Source organism: Pseudoalteromonas sp. KS88 (assembly GCF_004766475.1).
GTDB lineage: Bacteria > Pseudomonadota > Gammaproteobacteria > Enterobacterales > Alteromonadaceae > Pseudoalteromonas.
This window is the reverse complement of sequence record NZ_PYHV01000018.1, coordinates 22,512-44,047: the sequence shown is the minus strand read 5'-3', so window position 1 is coordinate 44,047 and position 21,536 is coordinate 22,512. Positions and strand designations below refer to the sequence as shown.

General features: G+C 41.1%; 23 protein-coding genes. 15 read left to right on the top strand and 8 right to left on the bottom strand.

Translation table 11 applies throughout. The features are described 5' to 3' along the window. Positions 1–9 precede the first annotated feature (9 nt). The 4 genes from C7Y70_RS11390 to C7Y70_RS11375 all read left to right on the top strand — a co-directional run bounded on the left by C7Y70_RS11390 (position 10) and on the right by C7Y70_RS11375 (position 4,390). Entirely contained in the window at positions 10–750 is a 741-nt protein-coding gene (locus C7Y70_RS11390) for a 2,3,4,5-tetrahydropyridine-2,6-dicarboxylate N-succinyltransferase (protein ID WP_135475010.1), read from the top strand. Next, positions 750–1,955 (top strand): PLP-dependent decarboxylase, encoded by a 1,206-nt coding sequence (locus tag C7Y70_RS11385; protein ID WP_135475009.1) that lies wholly within the window; start codon positions 750–752, stop codon positions 1,953–1,955. Before C7Y70_RS11390 ends, C7Y70_RS11385 begins: the two co-directional genes overlap by 1 nt. Positions 1,956–1,960: 5 nt before the next feature. Beyond that, positions 1,961–3,082 carry a succinylglutamate desuccinylase/aspartoacylase family protein gene (locus C7Y70_RS11380; RefSeq protein WP_135475008.1) on the top strand — a complete coding sequence of 374 codons (1,122 nt, stop codon included), beginning with the start codon at positions 1,961–1,963 and terminating at the stop codon, positions 3,080–3,082. Positions 3,083–3,349: 267 nt separating this feature from the next. After that, positions 3,350–4,390: a phospholipase A gene (locus C7Y70_RS11375; protein ID WP_135475007.1), complete on the top strand. Its 1,041-nt coding sequence runs from the start codon at positions 3,350–3,352 to the stop codon at positions 4,388–4,390. A gap of 52 nt (positions 4,391–4,442) precedes the next feature. Here C7Y70_RS11375 and C7Y70_RS11370 read toward each other — a convergent pair whose 3' ends face one another. After that, positions 4,443–5,336, bottom strand: a complete 894-nt coding sequence (locus C7Y70_RS11370) for a bifunctional GNAT family N-acetyltransferase/hotdog fold thioesterase (protein ID WP_135475006.1) — start codon at positions 5,334–5,336, stop codon at positions 4,443–4,445. Between the two features lie 194 nt (positions 5,337–5,530). Here C7Y70_RS11370 and C7Y70_RS11365 point away from each other — a divergent pair, with 194 nt between their 5' ends. Next, positions 5,531–6,220, top strand: a complete 690-nt coding sequence (locus C7Y70_RS11365; RefSeq protein WP_135475005.1) for a methyltransferase — start codon at positions 5,531–5,533, stop codon at positions 6,218–6,220. Positions 6,221–6,225: 5 nt separating this feature from the next. On the opposite strand, the gene dtd is transcribed toward C7Y70_RS11365, so the two are convergent. Genes dtd through C7Y70_RS11350 form a run of 3 tightly spaced genes read right to left on the bottom strand, consistent with a single transcriptional unit; the run spans position 6,226 to position 8,529 of the window. Then, positions 6,226–6,663 (bottom strand): D-aminoacyl-tRNA deacylase, encoded by a 438-nt coding sequence (gene dtd, locus C7Y70_RS11360; protein WP_135475004.1) that lies wholly within the window; start codon positions 6,661–6,663, stop codon positions 6,226–6,228. Continuing rightward, positions 6,651–7,604 (bottom strand): alpha/beta fold hydrolase, encoded by a 954-nt coding sequence (locus C7Y70_RS11355; protein WP_135475003.1) that lies wholly within the window; start codon positions 7,602–7,604, stop codon positions 6,651–6,653. Before C7Y70_RS11355 ends, dtd begins: the two co-directional genes overlap by 13 nt. Before the next feature lie 31 nt (positions 7,605–7,635). Continuing rightward, positions 7,636–8,529 (bottom strand): virulence factor BrkB family protein, encoded by an 894-nt coding sequence (locus C7Y70_RS11350; RefSeq protein WP_099295466.1) that lies wholly within the window; start codon positions 8,527–8,529, stop codon positions 7,636–7,638. 86 nt (positions 8,530–8,615) lie between these two features. Between C7Y70_RS11350 and C7Y70_RS11345 the strand changes: the two genes are divergently transcribed. Continuing rightward, positions 8,616–9,272, top strand: a complete 657-nt coding sequence (locus C7Y70_RS11345) for a DUF2959 domain-containing protein (RefSeq protein ID WP_099295467.1) — start codon at positions 8,616–8,618, stop codon at positions 9,270–9,272. A 162-nt stretch (positions 9,273–9,434) separates the two neighbouring features. Next, a complete protein-coding gene (locus C7Y70_RS11340; protein ID WP_099295468.1) occupies positions 9,435–10,526 on the top strand; it encodes an MBL fold metallo-hydrolase in 1,092 nt (363 codons plus the stop codon). Here C7Y70_RS11340 and C7Y70_RS11335 read toward each other — a convergent pair. Continuing rightward, positions 10,521–10,796, bottom strand: coding sequence for a hypothetical protein (locus tag C7Y70_RS11335; RefSeq protein ID WP_135475002.1), 276 nt, complete (start codon positions 10,794–10,796; stop codon positions 10,521–10,523). The two genes, C7Y70_RS11340 and C7Y70_RS11335, sit on opposite strands and share 6 nt — an antisense overlap. Before the next feature lie 191 nt (positions 10,797–10,987). On the opposite strand from C7Y70_RS11335, the gene C7Y70_RS11330 reads away from it, so the two are divergent. Beyond that, positions 10,988–11,716, top strand: coding sequence for a CBM9 family sugar-binding protein (locus C7Y70_RS11330; protein ID WP_135475001.1), 729 nt, complete (start codon positions 10,988–10,990; stop codon positions 11,714–11,716). Positions 11,717–11,907: 191 nt separating this feature from the next. On the opposite strand, the gene typA is transcribed toward C7Y70_RS11330, so the two are convergent. Next, positions 11,908–13,731 carry a translational GTPase TypA gene (typA, locus tag C7Y70_RS11325; protein WP_099295471.1) on the bottom strand — a complete coding sequence of 608 codons (1,824 nt, stop codon included), beginning with the start codon at positions 13,729–13,731 and terminating at the stop codon, positions 11,908–11,910. A 507-nt stretch (positions 13,732–14,238) separates the two neighbouring features. Here typA and glnA point away from each other — a divergent pair. The 5 genes from glnA (at position 14,239) to C7Y70_RS11300 (ending at position 19,347) form a co-directional block, all read left to right on the top strand. Further along, positions 14,239–15,645, top strand: a complete 1,407-nt coding sequence (glnA, locus tag C7Y70_RS11320) for a glutamate--ammonia ligase (protein ID WP_099295472.1) — start codon at positions 14,239–14,241, stop codon at positions 15,643–15,645. Positions 15,646–15,789: 144 nt separating this feature from the next. Beyond that, a complete protein-coding gene (locus C7Y70_RS11315; protein ID WP_099295473.1) occupies positions 15,790–16,302 on the top strand; it encodes a DUF4124 domain-containing protein in 513 nt (170 codons plus the stop codon). Between the two features lie 86 nt (positions 16,303–16,388). Further along, positions 16,389–17,459, top strand: a complete 1,071-nt coding sequence (glnL, locus tag C7Y70_RS11310; RefSeq protein WP_099295474.1) for a nitrogen regulation protein NR(II) — start codon at positions 16,389–16,391, stop codon at positions 17,457–17,459. Positions 17,460–17,474: 15 nt separating this feature from the next. Continuing rightward, positions 17,475–18,860, top strand: a complete 1,386-nt coding sequence (gene ntrC / locus C7Y70_RS11305; protein ID WP_099295475.1) for a nitrogen regulation protein NR(I) — start codon at positions 17,475–17,477, stop codon at positions 18,858–18,860. A gap of 28 nt (positions 18,861–18,888) precedes the next feature. Beyond that, a complete protein-coding gene (locus tag C7Y70_RS11300) occupies positions 18,889–19,347 on the top strand; it encodes a cyclic nucleotide-binding domain-containing protein (protein WP_135475000.1) in 459 nt (152 codons plus the stop codon). Between the two features lie 7 nt (positions 19,348–19,354). Here C7Y70_RS11300 and C7Y70_RS11295 read toward each other — a convergent pair whose 3' ends face one another. Together C7Y70_RS11295 and C7Y70_RS11290 are read right to left on the bottom strand one after the other, a co-directional pair. Next, positions 19,355–20,020 (bottom strand): hypothetical protein, encoded by a 666-nt coding sequence (locus tag C7Y70_RS11295; RefSeq protein WP_135474999.1) that lies wholly within the window; start codon positions 20,018–20,020, stop codon positions 19,355–19,357. A gap of 55 nt (positions 20,021–20,075) precedes the next feature. Further along, positions 20,076–20,363 carry a hypothetical protein gene (locus C7Y70_RS11290; protein ID WP_135474998.1) on the bottom strand — a complete coding sequence of 96 codons (288 nt, stop codon included), beginning with the start codon at positions 20,361–20,363 and terminating at the stop codon, positions 20,076–20,078. 269 nt (positions 20,364–20,632) lie between these two features. Between C7Y70_RS11290 and C7Y70_RS11285 the strand changes: the two genes are divergently transcribed. Next, positions 20,633–21,013, top strand: a complete 381-nt coding sequence (locus C7Y70_RS11285; protein WP_099295479.1) for an RNA-binding S4 domain-containing protein — start codon at positions 20,633–20,635, stop codon at positions 21,011–21,013. Between the two features lie 75 nt (positions 21,014–21,088). Then, positions 21,089–21,517: a hypothetical protein gene (locus tag C7Y70_RS11280; RefSeq protein WP_135474997.1), complete on the top strand. Its 429-nt coding sequence runs from the start codon at positions 21,089–21,091 to the stop codon at positions 21,515–21,517. Positions 21,518–21,536 lie beyond the last annotated feature (19 nt).

The following is a 21,536-nucleotide window of genomic DNA, read 5'->3' as shown; positions in this document are numbered from 1 at the left end:
GTTTTTATAATGAGCTGGTTAGAACTATTAAATAATTTAGAATCAGGCGCCGTTCGCGCTGCAACACAAGACGAAAAAGGCCAATGGCACGCTAATATTGAAGTAAAACAAGGTATTTTAGAAGCGTTTAAAAACGGTACTAACACCGAGTTTGCCGGTGGTTTTGTTGATAAGCACAACTTGGCACCGCAAGAATTTACCGCCGAAAATGGCGTACGTATGGTACCCGGTGGTTCAAGTGTTCGCCGTGGTGCACACGTTGCTAAAGGCACAATTATTATGCCACCAGCGTATGTAAATATTGGTGCGTTTATTGACGAAGGCACTATGGTTGATAGCCACGCTCTTGTTGGTTCGTGTGCACAAGTAGGTAAAAACGTTCATCTAAGTGCTGCTGTGCAACTAGGTGGTGTGCTAGAACCAATTGGCGCAAGCCCTGTTGTTGTAGAAGACGATGCGTTCATCGGCGCTGGCTGTGTAATCGTTGAAGGGGTCGTTGTTAAAAAAGGTGCGGTACTTGCGCCAGGTGTGCGTTTATCAGCCACAATCCCAGTTTATGACTGCGTTAACGAGCGTCAACTAGATAAAGGCGAGCCAATCCCTGAGTACGCCATTGTGATCCCTGGCTCACGCCCGGCTTCAAATGACTGGGCACGCGAGCAGGGTTTAAGCATGTCATGTGCATTAATCGTAAAATACCGTGATGAACAAAGTGATGCGTCTTTACTACTAGAAGAGGTTTTACGTTAATGACCTTTTTGAGCACGCCAGTTAAAACCGCCATTGATGAACTTTCGAGTAACCTCGATACCCCATTTTTTGTCTACGATCTCGACTCACTAAATACACATTTAGCGCGTTTAGTGGCGCAAACCGAAGTAAAACTTTGGTACGCAGTTAAAGCCAACCCACTGTCTAAAGTCATACAAAGTTTAGATAACGCAGGCTTTAACTTTGATGTTGCAAGTAAAGGCGAACTTGAGCAAGTACTTGCTCAAGGTATTAACAGCGAGCGCGTGCTCAACACTGGGCCTGCAAAGAGCCCTAAACAAATTAAACACTTTATCGAGCGAGGCGTGCGTATATTTGTCGCCGAAAGTCTCAATCAAGTGCGTTGGCTAAATGAGCAAGCAATTGCAAAACAGTGCCAACTACAGGTGTTATTGCGTGTGCAATTACGTTGGCCTGAAGGTGAAAAGAACCCACTAGGGGGCGACAGCCTTACACCATTTGGCTTAGGCTGCGATGAATGGCAAGCACTCAATACGAATGATTACCCTGCACTTAACTTTGATGGCCTGCATATTTTTCAATGGGGAAATATGCTTAGTAGCGACAAACTCGCCCAGCTTTGGTCACAAATGGTCGCGCCACTACAGCAGCTAGCAAGCGATTTAGGTATTCATTTAAACGTGCTCGATTTAGGCGGTGGCTTAGGCATTCCTTACACGCTTGATGCACCAACTTTGAGTTGGGATGCGTTAATCGATGAGCTTGCAAAAATTAAGCGTGATTCTGGCGTTGAAGAGTTATGGATGGAGCTTGGCCGTTATGCTGTCGGCGAATGTGGTCATTACGTAACCCCTGTTGTCGAGCGCAAATTAAATTATGGGCAACAACAAGTCATTTTAAGCGGTGGCATTAATCATTTATTGCGCCCAGCGGTCACTAGCCAAGATTTCCCAGCGCGGTTATTACGTGATTCAACAGCACCAAACCAAGCAGTGAGCTTATACGGCCCGTTATGTACTGCGCTTGACTGCTTAGGTGAGCATCATTTACCGAATGATTTAAATGAAGATGATTGGCTCGCATTTAGTCAATGTGGTGCTTACGGCTTTACTGAAAGCATGCCCTACTTTTTATGCCATGAACTTGCCGCTGAGTATGTATTACAAAACGGTAAATTATCCTGTATTCGCCAAGCAGAAGATGCCAGTCACTACTTAAGGTAATTGAGATGAGTAATACAACCCCAATCAGCCAAGAAAACATTGTCGTGGGTGAGGTTGCCAACGGCTTACCGCTAACCATTCCGGTGTATCGTTTAAAAGGCGATGGCAGCGGACCAAGCGTTTATATACAAGCAAATATGCATGGCGCGGAAGTACAAGGCAACGCGGTCATTTATCAATTGCTCGAACAGCTAAAGCAACTGAACTTAAAAGGTGATATCACTTTAGTGCCCTACGCGAACCCAATTGGTTGCAATCAAAAGTCAGGGGAATTTACTCTTGGTCGCTTTGATCCAATTACGGGCACTAACTGGAACCGTATGTATCATTGCAACAGTCAATTAGCTGTTAACTTTGCAGAGCAATACCGTGATGCCGATGATGAAACCTTAAAAACAGCGTTTAAATCCGCGCTGATAGATGAAGTAGATCAACAATTAACAGGGCCCGATTATCGTTTAACCACAGGTAAACGTATTGCGCTTAATTTGCAAAAGCTCGCACATCAAGCAGATATTGTCCTCGACTTACACACAGGCCCTATTTCTAGCCAGCACCTATATTGCCCTGACTACGCAAAGCAAAGCGCCAGCTATTTCAATATCCCCCACGTACTACTTATTCCAAATGACTTTGACGGCGCAATGGACGAAGCCAGCTTTTGTCCTTGGTGGCAATTAACTGAACAATTAGCAAAGCAAGGCCGTGAATTTAACGTACAAGTCGAAGCGTTTACTGTTGAGCTAGGTAGCCAAGAAAAAATCGATTTAAGCGCAGCACTGGATGACGCCAACAGTATTTTAAGTTATTTAAATCATAAGCAGGTTTTTGTTGATGCGCCCTTTCAACCAAAACAAATGAAGCGCTATGGCTGTCTGCTCGCTGACTACTTCGCTTACTACGCGCCCATGGGTGGCATGGTTGAATATATAGCCCCGCTTGGTGGCCATATTAAAGCTGGCGAGCCAATTGCTAAAGTATTACGAATGGAGCGCTACCTTAGTGAGCAGCCATTACAAACCCTCACTCTCGATTGTGATGCCATTGCAATTTTGCACTTTGCCTCAGCAAGTGTGAATCAAGGCACCGAACTCTACAAATTTTTCACCAACGTATTTGAGCTTTAGATTCTTTAGAGCTCACCCCTTCTCATTGCGTGAGAGCACGATTATCCAAGCGGAAAAAGTGCATGAACGAGCGGCTTCGGCCGCTTTTTCTTTGTATTTGTAATCAAAAGGCACCAAAATGTATTAGGTTCAGTAACAATTCACAGATCTTCTGTTAAAGTTGCTTGTGGACAGATAAACTGAATAAATACTTTCAGCCGCTTAAGCAGTGGCACAAGTCCACCAGCTCCACATAGACTCTCTATTTAGTTTACCAAAGGAATAATAATGACTTGGCGCAATGGGATTTTACTTACTACGTTGTTATCAACTAGCGTGTTGGCACAACAAGCAGACCCACAAAAGACAAACGAACAAGACAGTGATATTGAATTAGTAAAACAATGCATCTTAAACGAAGCAATAGCAGGGGACGAAAACCAAACCCTAGCACAGCTTCGAAAAAAATGTTCTGCACTAGATGAAACTAAGCAAATAACTGCGCTTGATAAACGCAAAGCACGTGAACAAGTAAGTCAAAAAAATCGCAATGTTATCACGCCCCATAAGCGTAACTATTTGCTGCCATTATCCTATGTATCAAATCCAAATACTCGCCCTTTTGGCCGACTAAACGAACTATCTGACGAACCCAGCGGCGAGCAGCTTGATAACCTAGAAGTGAAGTACCAACTTTCAATTAAAGTACCGCTCTATAATGATTTTGCAGATGACGATCAAACTGTATTTTTTGGTTTTACCTTGCAGTCATTTTGGCAGTTTTATAACAACGAAATTTCATCGCCATTTCGCGAAACAAACTATGAGCCTGAAATTTTTTGGATTAACTACCTCGACCCTGAAAACGTACTTTGGGGTGATGAAATGGCGATATCTATAGGGATGGTGCATCAATCAAATGGTCGTAGTCAGCCTAACTCTCGTTCATGGAATCGAATTTATGCTGATTTCTTATGGGAGAAAGATGGCTTTGTATTTAGTTTCAAGCCTTGGTACCGCATTCCTGAAGATAGAAAAGAAGATCCTATGGAAGCCAAGGGCGACGATAACCCAGATATATACAAATATATGGGCTATTTTGAGTTTGGTGGCGCTTATCGCTACGAAGAGCATGAATTTAGTTTTATGACACGCAATAACTTAAATTCAGATAACCGCGGTGCGATCCAGCTTGACTGGTCATTCCCGCTATGGGGCCGATTAAGAGGTTATGCACAATACTTTAATGGCTATGGCGAAAGCTTGATCGATTACAACGCGGATATTGAGCGCATAGGTGTGGGTATTTTATTAACTGATTTACTCTAAAGAAAAGGCCAAGCAATCGCTTGGCCTTTTTGTTATTAGTGCTAAATTCAGGCTACTTAATGATTTTAAATGTGCCTTCAAACTCGGCTACAAGTAACTCACCGTCGTAAATTTCAACGGGCACTATGTAGCTTGCTTTAGAATCTGTTTCAAGCTCCACCAGTTTACCTTTACAAGCACTTAAATCGACACAGCCACGAGGATCGTTATTAAGTGGTTTTAAGTATTTAATATTGGCATCAGCAAGCACAATATTACCTTCAAGACCGGCCTCTTTAAGCGCTAAATAAGTTGCGCCCCAACCTGTTAACGTCGCTAAGCTATAGATAGAACCTGCAAACATCGTATTATGTAGGTTTAGGTTGGCGTTTAAATCAGCGCGGGTGGTAAATTGCCAATCAGTATAGCTTTCAACTTTAATTCCCATCGCATCACTGATTGGAATCGATTCGCGCCATGTATTTTGTAACACTTGGGTCCAATTAGGATGACGAAACCAGCCAGGCTCAGACGGTTTTTGCTTGATCATTTTAAAGTGCTGCACATCATCGTAAGCCAAGTGTGCTTTTTCTTTTAACTCATAGCCATGGCGCTTATAAAACTCTAACGCGCGTTCACGTGCAAATAACACCAACTCATCAGCATCTTGCGTCCACGCTATTTTTTCAAGCTCATGCAACAACCGACTACCAATATGCTGATTACGATTTCCCTCAGCAACCGCCATATAACGTACTTGCGCTTGTTGCTGATTATTAAAATGTAAACGAGCAACACCAAGCACTTCTCCAGATTTATTTTTTATAAACCGATGTTCAGCGTCCTGTTCCAAGTCATCTTGTTCAGAGCCGCGCGGCTGCTGCCAAGGTGCACGTAATACCTGCCAGCGTAATTGATAATATGCCTGCCAATCTTCACTGCTTTGTGGCGTAGTTACCTGAAACATACATTCTCCTGTTGTGCTATTACCGCATTAAACATATCTACCATCGATAAATAATATAAAGCAGCGTTTTTTATTGCGACCTACCATACGCTATCTTTAAAAAACTTGGAATACGACTTTGGTGAGCCCTTATTTGAACTGTAAAACAAGCTTAACAGGCTGGCGGTTTATGTTGACTCGTCTAAGATACATATATGGAAAATTTAATTGTAAGTGCTGGCATTGTAAAGCATAGCTTTATCGAAGATTGCCATCGCATCGGACAGCTTATCTATTGGCACAAACAGGGTGCTGATTGCATTCAAGTTCGCCAATACGAGCAGTTTCGCTGGTTACTCATCAACGATATATTACAGTCAGTGGTTGAAAAAAATAATCCAAGCCATCTATTGTTTCCACACTTACAATCGCTAGCTTGTTTATGGCTGCCTTTGACTAAACCCCAAAAAGTACTTGAGCTGGGCCTTGGAGCTGGCGCTATTCGCAATTATATACAACACACTAACCCTGATTGCCAACTCACGTCTATTGAAAAAAACGCCAGCATTATTGATTGTTATAAGCGCTTCTTTGATGGTGTTAATGCCAGTAATTTAAAGTGTTCTGACGCTCAAGCAGCGCTTAGTCAAAACGCACAATATGATTGGGTTATTCTTGATCTCTTTAGTCAGCTAGATGCACCCGTTTTTTTATATAAACACCATTTTTATGAAAAAATACGGGATGCGCTTAGCACTAACGGGCATTTATTTATTAACTTTTTATCAGCGCATCAATCACAACTCAAACAACTTGAGCAACTGTTAAGCGCCACGTTTGGCAAGCCCCCCAATATTGAAAAAATACCCGACTACACAAATCATATTGTCATGATAAGTAAATAAACCTTTTAGGCCTTTAAATTGAAGGTTACCGGACCATCGTTACAGAGGCTCACTTGCATATCTGCGGCAAATTCACCCGTTGCGACTTTTATTCCTTGAGACTGTGCCTGACTCACAAAGTATTCATATAACTCACGTGCTTGATCTGGCGTTGCTGCAGATGAAAAGCTAGGTCGCATACCCTTTTTGGTATCTGCGGCTAATGTGAACTGCGATACAACCAGCAACTCACCTTGAATGTCCTTTAAACTCAAATTCATTTTATCGTTTTCATCTGTAAAAATACGGTAGTTGCTCACTTTATGCAGCAGTTTATCTGCGACTGCTTTATCGTCGAGCTTTTCAACCCCTAATAACAGTAATATCCCTTGTTGAATTTGACCTATAACACGATTATCTACTTGTACATTCGCGTGTTTTACGCGCTGAATTAATCCTTGCATTTATTCCTCGATAATTTGATAGACATAAGATCGGCAGCACGCCGCACTGCTGACAAAGATACCTGATTATCAACACCGTGCCCAATTTCATCTAACACAAATAGCTGTGCATTGAGCTGTTTTGCAAACTGTTGTACTACACTGAAACGGCAGACTAAATCATGTCTACCGTGAATAAACCACATAGGTAGCTTATGCAAGTTATGGCTATTTTTTACAATATAGTTTTCCTCAATAAAACAATTCTCGCTGAAAAAATGCACCATTAAACGAGCCATAAAAAGCCCTTGCTGAGGGCAATTTAGCGCCCACTGCGGTGACTGTTTTCCTTGTGATAGAACAGCCTCCCATTGACACCACTGCTTTGCATAGTGACTGGCATGAATTTGATCATCGCCATATAAGTGCTGCTTATAAGACGCAAAAATACTTTTCACATCACGTTGGCTTTGTGAGAAGTCTTGATAAAGCTCAGGGTAAAATTGTGCCGCAGCACCACTTGGGCCATATAACCATTCAAAATCAGCGTGAGTCGCTAAAAATGTACCGCGTAGTATAAGTCCTGCAACGTGTTTGTGATACTTAATTGCATACAGCAAGCATAGTGTTGCGCCCCATGATGCTCCACAAAGCGATAGCTTATCGATACCCAATGATTGTCTGAGGTAATTCAAATCCTCAATGAGATGGTCAGAGGTATTTTGACTTACTTGGTGAGGAGTAGACAGGCCACAGCCACGCTGGCTATATAAAATAATACGATAACGAGTGGGATCAAAAAAACGGCAATTATCGCGATTTAAACCAAGTCCTGGGCCACCATGGCAAATAATTACAGGAAGCCCATTGGGGTTACCATATTCTTGCACATGAAGCTGATGACCCTCACCGACACTCAGATGAAAGTCATTATAAGGGGTGATGCTTGGGTATAACTGCATAACGCTGACTCCTGTATCAGCGGTGCAAATGTTATGTGTGTGATGAGTCCGTTTCAAGTTGGATCTCGGGTGTATCTTCGATATTTTTAGGGCTAATACACACTGTAAATTCTGCACCTAGTAACACGACCGTCCACGAAAGGTATACCCAAACAAACAAAATTGGGATGGTTGCCACTGTCCCATAAATTAACTCATAGGATGGAAAGTGACTAATATACAAAGCAAACCCTTTTTTTGTTAATTCAAACAAAACCGCAGCAAAAATTGCACCGGGGATCGCCGCCTTAAATGGAACAGGTGTATTTGGAACTAAAGTATAGAGCAAAATAAAGCCCGCCATAGAAATTATAAAGGGTAAAAGTTTTATTAAAAAGCCACTAAACCCCGGAATTCCTTGATCTGCAAATGAAACTAAAGAAACAATATACGAAGAAATACCAATGCTGGCCCCTAATAAAACAGGCCCCAAAGTCAAAATCATCCAATATACAGAGAGTGAAATCATCAAAGGTCGTTTCTTCTTGATACGCCAGATACGGTTAAGCGTCGCATCAACATTTTTCATTAACAACAACGCTATTGCTGCTAAAAAGCTCACCCCTACCGCTGTCATCTGGTTAGCGTTACCTGCAAATGAACTCACATGCTCTCTTATTGCATCTGAAGACGCTGGCACAAAATTAGTGAACAAAAAGTTTTCAATCGCAACTCGCGTATCTTCAAAACCAGGGAAAGCTGAAAATATTGCCACTGCAACCGCAATTAAAGGCACTAATGAGAGTAATGTTACATACGCTAAATAGCCCGCATTAACTGTGATTTGGTCATCAATACAGCGGTTTAAATACTGCATCCACCAGCCCGGCTGCTGACGCAGAAATGAGCCTGCTTGATGCTTATAATGTGCTACCCTGTCGTTCATAAGTTAACTTTTTGCAAAATAGTTTTGATTATCATAGCAATCCACCACATAATTTAAAAACTAAACGGGAATTAAAAGGGATCTCAATGAAAAAACTTTCAGTACTCAGCGCACCCTTACTTGCGTTAACAATGACCTTAACAGGTTGCCAATCTGCTTATTATTCTGCCATGGAATCTGTAGGTGTACACAAACGCGACATTTTGGTTGACCGCGTTGAAGAAACTAAGGACTCTCAGGAAGAGTCTCAAGAAGAATTTCAATCGGCTTTAGATCGTTTATCTACCCTCATTAACTTTGATGGCGGCGACCTAAAAGAAGCCTACGACCAACTTAATAGTGATTACGAGTCAAGCCTCTCAGCTGCCAATGACGTAACCACTAATATAAATAAAGTTGAGGACGTAGCAGAGGCATTGTTCGACGAATGGGCCGATGAATTAGAGCAATACACAAACGCCTCATTAAAACGCCAAAGCAATAAGCAACTTAATTCAACCAAGCGCGATTTTGAAAAGTTATTACGCTCAATGCGTAACGCCGAAAGCAAAATGGAACCTGTATTATCATCACTACGAGATAATGTTTTATACTTAAAACATAATCTTAATGCGCAAGCTGTAACAGCAATTCAAGGTGAATTTACTAGCCTCAAACGCGACATAAAAGTGTTAATGGATGACATGAATAAGTCTATCGCTGATTCTAATAAGTTCATTGAGCAAATGAATAAAGCGGGATAAACCAGAGTTCAGGTTATTTAAAAACCGCGAGTTGGTGAGTTAAAAAGTATTAAGCCTGCAATTTTGCAGGCTTTTTTGTTATTTTTTGTTACTTTTTTAATATTTTTTAATCAGCTGTTTTTGGTACACTTTAAGCAATTACAATAATAAACTCAGTTACCAATGAAAATACGTACCTTTAGTCTGATCATCGTTTCGAGCATACTAGCAGCGTGTAGTGCTGCGAATCATGTGCAGATCATTGCTGGCCCAGATACGATTGTACCTCTTCATAAAGATGGTGAACGAGCTGGCCGCTATCATAACCTTTACCCCGGCAAAAAAACTTACCCTGTTAGCTGTAAAAGTGACTGCTACCCAAAAAACACTCGCTTAGTATGTGAAACAGAGGCTGAAAACTGTCAGTACCAAGGCGAGCGAATAAATCCTAAACTCAAAACTGGTTTCGTTGTTCGTTGGCTCGGGCATGCTGGGTTTATGATAAAAACCCCCAATGGGCAACAAGTGGTATTTGATCCAGTTAAAGATCAATTTGATTCTCCTGTTGATTTAGCCTTTAGACTCGCCTCTGGGTTTTACCGTAAACCTGGCGATTGGCTTACAAAAAGCGAAATAAATAACTTAGACGCTGTGATGTATTCACATATTCATTATGATCATTTTAATAAAGCAGATATAGAAGAAATCGGCAATTCACCTCGCTATCTAACACCACTCGGTATGGCAGATAACTTCCCCACGGGTGGCTTTAATATTAGCGAAATGGCTTGGTATGCAAAAACCAAGATCGATGATTTAACCATTCATGCATTGCCTGCACACCATTTTAGTAGTCGTGTTTTAGTGCCGTTTATCTACGAAGATAACGATAAAGATCTATGGAGTAGCTGGCTACTTGAACAAAATGGTAAAACACTGTTTTTTGCCGGTGATACAGGTTATTCACAGCATTTTAGCGATATTGAGCAAAAATATGGTGAAATTGATATTTGTTTAATACCCATAGCCTCTTATTACCATGAAGAAAATGGCGACTGGTATCGTTACGTTCATACCACACCAGAGGATGCGCTAAGTGCAGCACAAGACCTTAACTGTAAGGTCATGATCCCATGGGGGTATGGAAATTCTAGTTGGAAAATGGGCGATCACAGCAGCCACTCAGCACTGCTGCGCTTATTACACATGTACAACAAAATGGAGTCGCCAACTCCTCTGTATATTTTAAATGAAGGAGAAAGCGTCGCTTTATAAAGCGACGTTTGGATACATATTATCGGGGTCTTCAGTACTGCATTCATTACCACCAAGTGAACGATTGATTGGCCCCAATAGCATCTGTAAGAACCCATTAATCACATTCATTTCTTGGTTTGTATCTGTCCTATCCATAGCAAGGTTTTGCGCTTGTCGTTGCTGGCTTTGTGCGCCGCCAACAACAAAATCACAACCCGAGCTCATCATTTGTGAAGAAGTACAACCTGATAACAACACAACCATAACTAAGGGTAACGCTTTAGCCACAATAATTCCTTGAATGTGTATTAGTTTAAGCACCCCGTTATTTTACCTGTTTTAAACACTAAAAAATGTAAAAATCTGTTCTTATCGTATGCTGATAACTACAGATGTTATTTAGCAGTCGTCCCTTTTTACTTGTTGTTTTCAAACTATGTTTCAGACAATATTACTAAAAATATATATTTGAGAATAACATGAAAAAATCAGCATTGATTTCAAGCTTATTAGTATGTAATGCAGCTTTCGCTATTGATGTAGAACACACATCTACGCCAATTACTATTGATGGTGTTGCTGAAAGCGCCTGGGACAAAGCCACTTGGCAAACCATGCCATACCTTATGGATGGTATTCTCCCTGATTCAAGCAAGGACTTTAAAGGTCGCTACAAATTACTGTGGGATGAGGGTTATCTGTACTTGCAAGCTGATATTGCTGATGATGTACTAATTGATACACACCCAGATCCAACGGTAAAATATTGGGATGATGATGCCCTCGAAATTTTTATTGACAGTGACGCATCTGGCGGTAAACATCAATTTAACCATACAGCATTTGCCTATCATATTGGCCTTGATAACCAAGCCGCCGATTTCGGGCCAGATAAAAAGCCTCACTTATACACAGACCACTTAGTCAGTCGCTGGCAGCGTAATACGAACGCCCCCTACAATATCACTTGGGAAGTAGCAATAAAGCTCTACCCAAATGATTACCAAGAAGGCACGCAAAACACCCCGCTTAAATTAACGCCAAAGCAAGTCGTCGGCTTTATGCTCGCCTACTGCGATAACGACGGCAGTAAAGTGCGTGAGCACTTTATGGGCTCACACGACGTACAGCCTGTTAACGGCAGTCGTAACCTTGGCTATATAGATGCTGATGTGTTTGGCAAAATCACTTTGCTACTGAAAAAGTGATGTAAGTTAGTATGTAGGTTAGAAGCGCAGCGAAACCCAAAAAATAGGGGTTTTACATTATCAGTTGTTTTAGCTCTTACTCTTTTAGAGCTCAATACTAAAAACTGAAAACTTCTCTTACTTTAAAAACAAAAAAGCCGCTGTATCTTTCAATACAGCGGCTTTTAAAATCATTATTCTAAATTAATAGATTATGACTTAGGAGCACGACCCGCACGTTTACGCTCACTTTCAGTTAAGTGACGCTTACGGATACGAATGTTCTCAGGTGTAACTTCAACTAGCTCATCATCATCGATAAACTCAAGCGCTTGCTCAAGTGTATAATCTAGAGGTGGAACAAGAGATTGTGCTTCATCTGTACCAGATGCACGAACGTTTGTAAGTTGCTTACCTTTAAGTGCGTTAACTGTAAGGTCGTTATCACGGCTATGAATACCGATAACCATACCTTCATAAACTTCAACACCGTGACCGATAAATAGACGGCCGCGCTCTTGTAAGTTAAATAACGCGTTAGTAAGTGCTTTACCTGTTGCGTTAGCAATCATTACGCCGTTCTTACGAACACCTAGCTCGCCACCTTTGTGCGGACCGTAGTGATCGAACGTATGGTAAAGTAAACCAGAACCTGATGTTAGTGTCATGAACTCAGTTTGGAAACCGATTAAGCCACGGCTTGGGATCATAAAGTCCATACGCATACGGCCTTTACCATCTGGTGCCATGTCAGTTAGCTCACCTTTACGAAGACCAATTTGCTCCATGATAGAACCTTGATGCTCTTCTTCACAGTCAATTGTTAGTGTTTCATACGGTTCTTCTAACACACCATCAACAGTACGTAAGATTACTTCTGGACGAGATACAGCAAGCTCATAACCTTCACGACGCATGTTCTCGATTAAGATACCAAGGTGTAATTCACCACGACCCGATACACGGAAGCTATCTGGGTTATCTGTATCAGCAACACGAAGTGCTACGTTGTGTACTAATTCTTTGTCTAAACGCTCACGAATATTACGTGATGTTACAAACTTACCTTCTTTACCACAGAACGGAGAGTTATTTACAGAGAACGTCATCGTTACTGTTGGCTCATCAACACTTAGTGGTGGTAATGCTTCAACATTGTTAGGGCAGCAAATCGTATCTGAAATCTTAAGCTCGCCAAGACCAGTAACTGTTACGATGTTACCAGCGAACGCTTTATCCGTTTCAATACGCTCAAGGCCTAGGTAGCTTTGTACTGAACCAATCTTACCGTTACGAGTCGTGCCGTCAGCACTGATAACTGTAACTTGTTGGTTAGGCGCAACAGAACCACGTTTGATACGGCCGATACCGATTACACCTTTATACGAGTTGTAATCAAGCTGAGAGATTTGCATTTGGAAGTCACCTTCAGGATCTGCATCCGGTGGTGATACTTCGTCAACGATCATCTTAAACATAGGTTCCATGTTGTCTGATGGCTCGTCTAAATCTAGTGTTGCCCAGCCATTGATAGCTGATGCATAGATTACTTTAAAGTCTAACTGTTCGTCAGTTGCGCCAAGGTTGTCGAATAAATCAAAGATTTGATCCATAACCCAATCTGGGCGAGCGCCTGGCTTATCAATTTTGTTGATAACAACGATTGGCTTTAAGCCTTGCGCAAATGCTTTTTGCGTTACGAAACGCGTTTGTGGCATTGGACCTTCTTGAGCATCAACAAGTAATAATACTGAGTCAGCCATCGAAAGTACGCGTTCAACTTCACCGCCAAAGTCGGCGTGTCCCGGGGTATCTACGATATTGATATGGTAGTCATTCCAAGAGATGGCCGTGTTTTTAGCCAAAATGGTAATACCACGTTCTTTCTCAATGTCGTTTGAGTCCATCACGCGCTCTTCGTTACCGCCGCGTGTTTCTAATGTACCTGATTGCTCAAGTAGTTTGTCAACTAAGGTTGTTTTACCATGGTCAACGTGCGCGATAATCGCTATATTTCTTAACTGTTCGATGCTCATATATTTACTCAGAGAAGTTTATTCTCATTGATCCTGCAAGATCTACGCACTCATCTGCGTTTTCACCAGATGTCCCAGCATAGGATTTAAAAGGGCGCATATTATCCCTCATTAATGACATGGATGAAAGTTTATCCAATATAAATTTCAAAACTTTCTCAATACTTTTACTAAGTATCTGTTTTATATATGACAAATATATGAATTAAATTTCAATTATTTAGTTCAATTCGGTCATTTTGACTATTTTTAGGATATTTTTGGAAGTCTTTAGCATTTAGGTTATGCTAATTTCAAAGTGATTAAATTGTCAGCAAACACGCGTTGTAAACATTGCACCAAAAAGTAACATTTACGCACCAAGTTGGTGCTTTTGTTAATTGGTATTTCAAGTGCTTTTATTTTTCCGCACTATAAACAATCGGTTATAAAACTGGCACAAAATCAGCTTACTTAAACTCAAAAGCAGTTATGCAGCAATAATAAAACCCAACAGTTGGAGGACACATGTCACAATCGGTTTTAGATTTTATTAAAGAAAATGACGTTAAGTTCATTGATTTACGCTTTACAGATACTAAAGGTAAAGAGCAACACGTTTCTATTCCTCATCACCAAGTTGATGAAGACTTCTTTGAAGACGGTAAAATGTTCGACGGTTCTTCAATCGCAGGTTGGAAAGGCATCAATGAATCAGACATGGTATTAATGCCAGTTGCTGAATCAGTAAAGCTTGACCCATTCACAGAAGAAGCAACATTAATCGTTCGTTGTGACGTTGTAGAGCCATCTACATTACAAGGTTATGAGCGCGACCCGCGTTCTGTTGCAAAACGCGCAGAAGAATACATGCGCTCTACAGGTATCGCTGATACTGTGCTTTTCGGCCCAGAGCCAGAGTTCTTCCTATTTGATGACGTTAAATATAAAACTGACATGTCAGGCTCAATGTATAAAATTGATGCTGAAGAAGCTGCATGGAACTCTGATAAAGATTACGAAGGCGGTAACTCTGGCCATCGTCCAGGTGTTAAAGGCGGTTACTTCCCATGTTCACCAGTTGATTCTTCACAAGATTGGCGTTCAGCTACTTGTTTAGTGCTTGAAGAGCTTGGTCAAGTTGTTGAAGCGCATCACCACGAAGTTGCAACAGCTGGTCAAAACGAAATCGCTACTCGCTTTAACACAATGGTATTAAAAGCTGATGAAATCCAAGAAATGAAATATGTTATTCACAACATGGCTCATTTATATGGAAAAACAGCGACATTTATGCCTAAGCCTATCGTTGGCGACAACGGTTCAGGCATGCACTGTCACCAATCTTTAGCTAAAGACGGCGTTAACTTATTCGCTGGCGACAAGTACGGCGGTCTTTCTGAAGACGCACTTTACTACATCGGTGGTATCATCAAACACGCTAAAGCAATTAACGCTTTTGCTAACGCCTCTACTAACTCGTACAAGCGTTTAGTACCAGGCTTTGAAGCACCAGTAATGCTTGCATACTCTGCACGTAACCGTTCAGCTTCAATCCGTATCCCAGTGGTACCTTCAGAAAAAGGTCGTCGTATCGAAGTGCGCTTCCCAGATCCTACTGCTAACCCTTACCTTGCATTTGCTTCAATGCTTATGGCTGGTCTTGACGGTATCAAAAACAAGATTCACCCTGGCGATGCAATGGATAAAGATTTATACGACTTACCTGCAGAAGAAGCAGCTGAAATTCCACAAGTTGCAGCTTCATTAGACGAAGCACTTGCAGCACTAAGTGCTGACCGTGAGTTCTTAACGCAAGGTGGCGTATTCACTGATGACTTAATCGATGCTTACATCAACCTTAAGTCTCAAGAAGTTGAAAAGCTTAACATGACAACTCACCCAGTTGAGTTTGAAATGTACTACAGCGTTTAATTCGCTGTAGATAGAATTGTCTAGATTATAGACAAGTCTTAATGTGTGTTCTCAAGGCCCGCTTGTCGGGCTTTTTTTATGGCAAAACGGTTTTTTTTCCACTAAAGTTTAAGCAGTTTTTTGAAATGCAAGGCTGGCCGAAAAGTGAAAATTACAATTCTTGGTTTATTGATAATCATTTTATTCAGTTTTTACAGTCAAGCTGGTGATAAGAAGATTTATTCATGGAAAGATAAAAATGGCGTACTCGTTTTTTCAGACACGCCCAGGCCTGGGGCAGTAGAAGTCAAACTAACGAGTCAAGTACTCTCCATGCCAACAACGGATACCAGCATTTTAAATGAAACTAAACCGACTGCAATAAAGCCTTTTAAAATAGAAATAGCGTCGCCTGAAAATGAACAAACTATCAGAGAAAATACCGGTTCGGTATACGTAAATAGTCGCGTAACCCCTCGCTTTGAAAGTGACTTTAAAGTTCAATTATTCGTTGATGGGATCGCACATGCTCAACCAAGTGCAACTAATACGTTTGCGCTTAGAAATGTTGACCGTGGTGAACATTCTTTACAAGTTAAGCTATTTGACCCAACAGGTAAACTTATCGCAGTAAGCCCAAGCCATGTATTTTTTATGCATAGACAATCTGCATTATAAATATGAAGCAGTCCATTTGGTTGCGACTGTAAATAAATAAAGTATGCTAAGCTGCGGTTATCATCAACGCACTAAAATGGTGCAACATGCCCGATAATAAAAAATTTGACCCTGAGTTACTTGCCAGTATTTGGAAAAACCTAACCACCGCGGTTATTTTGGTAGATAAAGATTTTACCCTTGTTTATGTAAACGACAGCGCCAGTGAGTTATTAGGACTCAGCCCTAAACGGATGCTCAACCAACCGTTCGATAGCTTATTTAACTACCACTCTGTAGACCTTAAACGTATAGCTCACTACTCACTTATCGACGGGGTGGATTGCCACCAGCACAGAGCAGACGTGGTTTTCGTAGATTCTCGCCACGCAAAGTTAGCCATCAGTGCACGCCGTGTAAAGCTTGATGATGCGTTTTATATTTTATTTGAATGTCGTCAAACCGATGATGAAATTCGCCATGACCAAGCCTCCAATCAGATGCACCAATACCAAGCCGCACGTAACTTAATACGGGGCCTTGCTCATGAAATAAAAAATCCCCTTGGTGGAATACGCGGAGCGGCGCAATTATTGCAGTATGAGGTTGATCAGCAAGAGCGAGACCAATGTGCTGAACTTATAATTGAACAAGCCGATCGCCTGCGTGAGCTCGTTGATAAACTGTTAGGACCGAATCAGTTACTAAAAAAGACACACGGTAACATTCACCAAACGTTAGAGTCGGTTGTTAAATTGAGTACACTTGATAGTAATAACAATATTAGCCTAGAAAAAGATTACGACCCGAGCATTCCCGACGTGTATATAGATCAAGGGAAAATTCAACAGGTGGTATTAAATATTGTTCGCAACGCTCAGCAAGCACTTGTTGATGGGGGTGTGATTAAGCTAAAAACACGCATTAACCATCAACAGCGCAGGCCCGGAAAGGCGCCTAAAAAAGCACTGCTGATCCAAATATCAGACAACGGACCAGGAATAGATAGCAGTATTAGAGAGACTCTTTTCTATCCGATGATCACCAACAAAGAAGGGGGATCCGGATTAGGGCTTTCAATAGCGCAAACTCTTATAGACCAACATAACGGCTATATCGAATGCGATAGCTGGCCTGGTCACACAGAATTTAATATATATCTGCCTTTTGTGGATTAATCGGTTGGAGTCGCCATGAAAACAGTTTGGCTTGTTGATGATGATGCGTCTATTCGCTTCGTTTTAGAAAAGGCGCTTTCGCGCGCAGGATTTAATACTGAAAGTTTTGCTAATGCACAAGATGTATTAACAGCACTTAAATTTAGCCAACCAACCGTGCTTGTCTCTGACGTACGTATGCCTGGCATGGATGGCATGGCATTACTGGAGTTAATCGCAGAACAAAATCCTGGATTACCGGTAATCATCATGACTGCCCACTCAGATTTAGACTCCGCGGTCAATGCATTCCAAAAAGGTGCTTTTGAATATCTCGCAAAACCATTTGATTTAAATGAAGCGGTCGCTTTGGTCGAGAGTGCTTGCCGTGCAAACTCAGCAAAGAAAACTAAGCGTAAAGCTGCGCCTCCAAAAAGTGCTCACATTATTGGTGAAGCGCCTGCTATGCAAGAGGTATTTCGAGCGATTGGTAAGCTGTCAGCATCGAGTATGAGCGTACTCATTAATGGTGAGTCAGGCACAGGTAAAGAGCTCGTTGCAAGTGCCTTACATAACCACAGCCCGCGTAAAGAAAATCAATTTATTGCTCTAAATATGGCGGCAATTCCAAAAGAGTTAGTTGAATCTGAGCTCTTTGGCCACGAAAAGGGCGCATTTACCGGCGCCGATACAGTGCGCAAAGGTCGCTTTGAACAAGCTAATGGCGGCACTTTATTTTTGGATGAAATTGGTGACATGCCCCTTGATGTGCAAACACGTTTACTGCGTGTGCTTGCTGATGGCGAGTTTTACCGCGTAGGTGGTCATCAAAGTATTAAAGTTGATGTACGTATTATTGCTGCAACACACCAAAACCTTGAAGATCTTGTTAAGCAAGGTAAATTCAGGGATGATTTATTCCATCGTTTAAACGTAGTGAGGTTACGCTTACCAGCCTTGCGTGAACGCACCGAAGATATAGAGCGTTTAGCGCAACACTTTTTACATAAAAGTGCAAAAGACCTACAAGTAGAAAGTAAAATACTCAGCCCTAAAGCTACTGATTTACTGCGTCTATTCAATTGGCCAGGTAATGTTCGCCAACTTGAAAACACCTGTCGCTGGTTAACTGTTATGGCGCCTGGTGAGCTGGTAAGTGAACAAGATTTACCGCCTGAAATACTCGAAGCTGAAGCCACTCAACAAGAAGGCGACTGGCTTGACTCTTTCCAGCAATGGCTCAATCAAGAGTTAAAGCAAGGCAAAGAGAATATCTGGCCGAATATTCAAGCGCAATTAGAAACTCGTTTAATAAAAACAGCATTAGCTAACTGTGCAGGGCATAAGCAAGAAGCGGCGGTTAAAATTGGCTGGGGCCGCAATACATTGACCCGTAAGTTAAAAGAGCGCAATATCAGTTGATAGCAAGTAACAGCAATGACCTATTTCTATGAAGTTAATTGAACATATTCCATTAATAAGGCAAATGGAGATCATCAACAGGCTAAACTTTTTTAAAGAGTTTACCTTAGACGAACGACAAATATTGCTTGAATCATTTAGCCACTTATATTTAGTGCAACAAAATCGTTTTGTGTTTAAGCAGTTTGATAACGATAAACAGCTCTATATTATATTGAGCGGCAAAATTGTTATTTTTAGGCATAGCCACTTGCTCGACTTAGGCACAATTGAGCCCGGTGAATTTATAGGTGAAGGTGCGTTTATTAATAACCGTGCTAGAAGCACCAGCGCCCGTGCAATGTGCGATACTATTGTATTAGCTGTCACCCCAGAAGCGTTAACACGATTACCCAATGTTATTCGCGAAAAAATTAAAGACCGTATAATTGAAGGAATGAGCGAGCGCATTGCAAAGCTTAGTGAGCATATTGAAAACCATGGTTAGATCTGCATTAATCCATATAAACGACTTGTAATGAGCAATTTAGCCAGCTGGGCTTATTAACATAAGCCGTTATAGTGTATGTGTCTGATGGCTTGACGCCAAAAGGTGTATTGATCAATGGCTGAGTGTGGTTGTATGCTTGCGAATAATTACGGTAGTAAATAACTAAGTAACCATATAAATACTCCCATTTTAATGTCACTTTTGCCCCGCTGGTTAAAGTGAACTCAGCATGTTGACCAGTGAAACTCACCGCTAAATCATTATACTCATCCTTTTCACACTCAGTGGTGCGTAGGTTTCTCGGCATAGTAAACGCTTCATCCGGATCGCTATTTTTTAAATAAAAACCAATATTACCATCACCATAAAAGTGATTTGCACGTGTTGTATAACTTACTTCTGGTTGGTACCCCAACTCTTGCATAATAACCGTTAATTGCTGCGCCTGCGCGCGGAGGATTTTATCACTTGCTAGCATCAATGTAGCTGCGCCAAATTCTCTCGGCACACCAATATCAACATACTCATAAGGTAATGATTGTGCTTTTAACGCCGCATCAAGCTGCTTTCGCTGTTCATCCTGAAGGTTTTCACTAAAGATATAAACGGTGGGTTGTTGGCATGCTGCCAAAAGTACGAGAAAGATGAATGTTAAAAGTCCGTTTTTCATGGTTGCCCCTATTGATTACACTTGTAGTCTATTGGAGGCAGCCATTAAATGCAACTTAATTGATTTGGCTGTTTAACCACGCATCAACACTTTGGCGGGTATACAACACATCTTTGAACAAACGATGGCGCTCAAATTTAAGTAAGCGCTCTTTGTTGTTGTCACCACTGACAAGCTGACTGTGATTATCGTTAAACTTAGAAATCACTGAAAACCCTTTTTTAATATTTGGTGAGCGCTGCTTAACTGTTTTTGTAAGGTGGGTTCTGACATCATCGGCTGTTAACATATCTGAGTTATTCAACCCCATTAACTCTTTTCTCATTGCTAATCTTACGCCCATTTTCTACTCCATAATCAGTGTAATAACATTTACACTTTGGTTGCTGCTATCTAGCGGATATAAATTTGAAACATGTATTGGCAAATAACAGGCCAGATTTGAAAGCTGGAGCTTAACGCTAAAATGCTACAGTTTTTTTAAATACGTGAGAAAGACTAGAAAAGTTTTAAATTCCAGATAAGAGTTTTAAATTGCCAATTAAGCGATAGTGCAAAACTCGCTCTAAGCCTTTATAATAAAGACTATGCCCTACCTCACTGAGATCAAACATGAACGACGAATACATTGAAATTGAATTAGAAGAAGAACCCATTGAACTATGCAAACTACTCAAAGTTCTTGATTTAGTAGAAGGTGGTGGCCAAGCAAAAAATTTAATTACTGAAGGTTATGTTGGCGTTAACCATGAAATATGTACAATAAAACGGAAAAAATTATACAGTGGTGATGTACTTGAGTTTGATGGTGAATGGTTTCAATTAACCTTGAGTGAAGACGCAACCCCCGCGCAAAGACCAACAGAAAGCTCACAATCTGAAACTGCTAAAGCACCTGAGCAAGCAGCAACGCCAGCTAAAAGTAAACGTAAACGCACGAAAAAGCCAAAAGTGGACGAAAAAACGGGTCGTCGCCCTATTTCATTTGGTTAAATTAAAAAGTACTTGTCAATTAAGCAATAGCTGTCTTTAATTACTCTTTTATAATAACAATTAAAAAAGGGTATTATGACAACTCACACTTTACCAACTTGGCTAAAAAGCACTGCATGGGCGGCACTTGTTTGGAACTTACTTGGGGTTATAGCCTTTGTGATGCAAATGCTAATGACTCCTGAAATGATCAGTAAACTCCCGGTAGAACAACAAGCTGCCTATTCAAACATTCCATTATGGTCAACACTTGCTTTTGCTATTGCGGTGTTTGGCGGAACGTTAGGCTGTATATTACTGCTGTGTAAAAAAGCCTTAGCTCGCAGCGTATTTGCACTTTCTACATTAGCGATTTTTGTACAACAGTTTTATAATTTTGTCGTTATAAATAGTTTAGAACTTATGGGTGCTAGCGCTGTATTTATGCCAATACTTGTAATTATTATCGCTCTTTTACTATTAGCTATTAGCCACAAAGCAATACATAAAGGCTGGCTAAAATAACACCAAGAAGGCGCTTGCC

What these genes read in the sequence shown, in the direction of transcription:
- glnA (WP_099295472.1), top strand. Translation starts at nt 14,239, where the DNA reads ATGTCACAATCGGTTTTAGATTTTATTAAAGAAAATGACGTTAAGTTC.
- C7Y70_RS11390 (WP_135475010.1), top strand. Translation starts at nt 10, where the DNA reads ATGAGCTGGTTAGAACTATTAAATAATTTAGAATCAGGCGCCGTTCGC.
- C7Y70_RS11345 (WP_099295467.1), top strand. Translation starts at nt 8,616, where the DNA reads ATGAAAAAACTTTCAGTACTCAGCGCACCCTTACTTGCGTTAACAATG.
- C7Y70_RS11375 (WP_135475007.1), top strand. Translation starts at nt 3,350, where the DNA reads ATGACTTGGCGCAATGGGATTTTACTTACTACGTTGTTATCAACTAGC.
- C7Y70_RS11280 (WP_135474997.1), top strand. Translation starts at nt 21,089, where the DNA reads ATGACAACTCACACTTTACCAACTTGGCTAAAAAGCACTGCATGGGCG.
- C7Y70_RS11300 (WP_135475000.1), top strand. Translation starts at nt 18,889, where the DNA reads ATGAAGTTAATTGAACATATTCCATTAATAAGGCAAATGGAGATCATC.
- C7Y70_RS11365 (WP_135475005.1), top strand. Translation starts at nt 5,531, where the DNA reads ATGGAAAATTTAATTGTAAGTGCTGGCATTGTAAAGCATAGCTTTATC.
- C7Y70_RS11370 (WP_135475006.1), bottom strand. Translation starts at nt 5,336, where the DNA reads ATGTTTCAGGTAACTACGCCACAAAGCAGTGAAGATTGGCAGGCATAT.
- C7Y70_RS11385 (WP_135475009.1), top strand. Translation starts at nt 750, where the DNA reads ATGACCTTTTTGAGCACGCCAGTTAAAACCGCCATTGATGAACTTTCG.
- C7Y70_RS11290 (WP_135474998.1), bottom strand. Translation starts at nt 20,363, where the DNA reads ATGGGCGTAAGATTAGCAATGAGAAAAGAGTTAATGGGGTTGAATAAC.
- glnL (WP_099295474.1), top strand. Translation starts at nt 16,389, where the DNA reads ATGCCCGATAATAAAAAATTTGACCCTGAGTTACTTGCCAGTATTTGG.
- C7Y70_RS11340 (WP_099295468.1), top strand. Translation starts at nt 9,435, where the DNA reads ATGAAAATACGTACCTTTAGTCTGATCATCGTTTCGAGCATACTAGCA.
- C7Y70_RS11295 (WP_135474999.1), bottom strand. Translation starts at nt 20,020, where the DNA reads ATGAAAAACGGACTTTTAACATTCATCTTTCTCGTACTTTTGGCAGCA.
- C7Y70_RS11380 (WP_135475008.1), top strand. Translation starts at nt 1,961, where the DNA reads ATGAGTAATACAACCCCAATCAGCCAAGAAAACATTGTCGTGGGTGAG.
- ntrC (WP_099295475.1), top strand. Translation starts at nt 17,475, where the DNA reads ATGAAAACAGTTTGGCTTGTTGATGATGATGCGTCTATTCGCTTCGTT.
- C7Y70_RS11285 (WP_099295479.1), top strand. Translation starts at nt 20,633, where the DNA reads ATGAACGACGAATACATTGAAATTGAATTAGAAGAAGAACCCATTGAA.
- typA (WP_099295471.1), bottom strand. Translation starts at nt 13,731, where the DNA reads ATGAGCATCGAACAGTTAAGAAATATAGCGATTATCGCGCACGTTGAC.
- dtd (WP_135475004.1), bottom strand. Translation starts at nt 6,663, where the DNA reads ATGCAAGGATTAATTCAGCGCGTAAAACACGCGAATGTACAAGTAGAT.
- C7Y70_RS11330 (WP_135475001.1), top strand. Translation starts at nt 10,988, where the DNA reads ATGAAAAAATCAGCATTGATTTCAAGCTTATTAGTATGTAATGCAGCT.
- C7Y70_RS11350 (WP_099295466.1), bottom strand. Translation starts at nt 8,529, where the DNA reads ATGAACGACAGGGTAGCACATTATAAGCATCAAGCAGGCTCATTTCTG.
- C7Y70_RS11355 (WP_135475003.1), bottom strand. Translation starts at nt 7,604, where the DNA reads ATGCAGTTATACCCAAGCATCACCCCTTATAATGACTTTCATCTGAGT.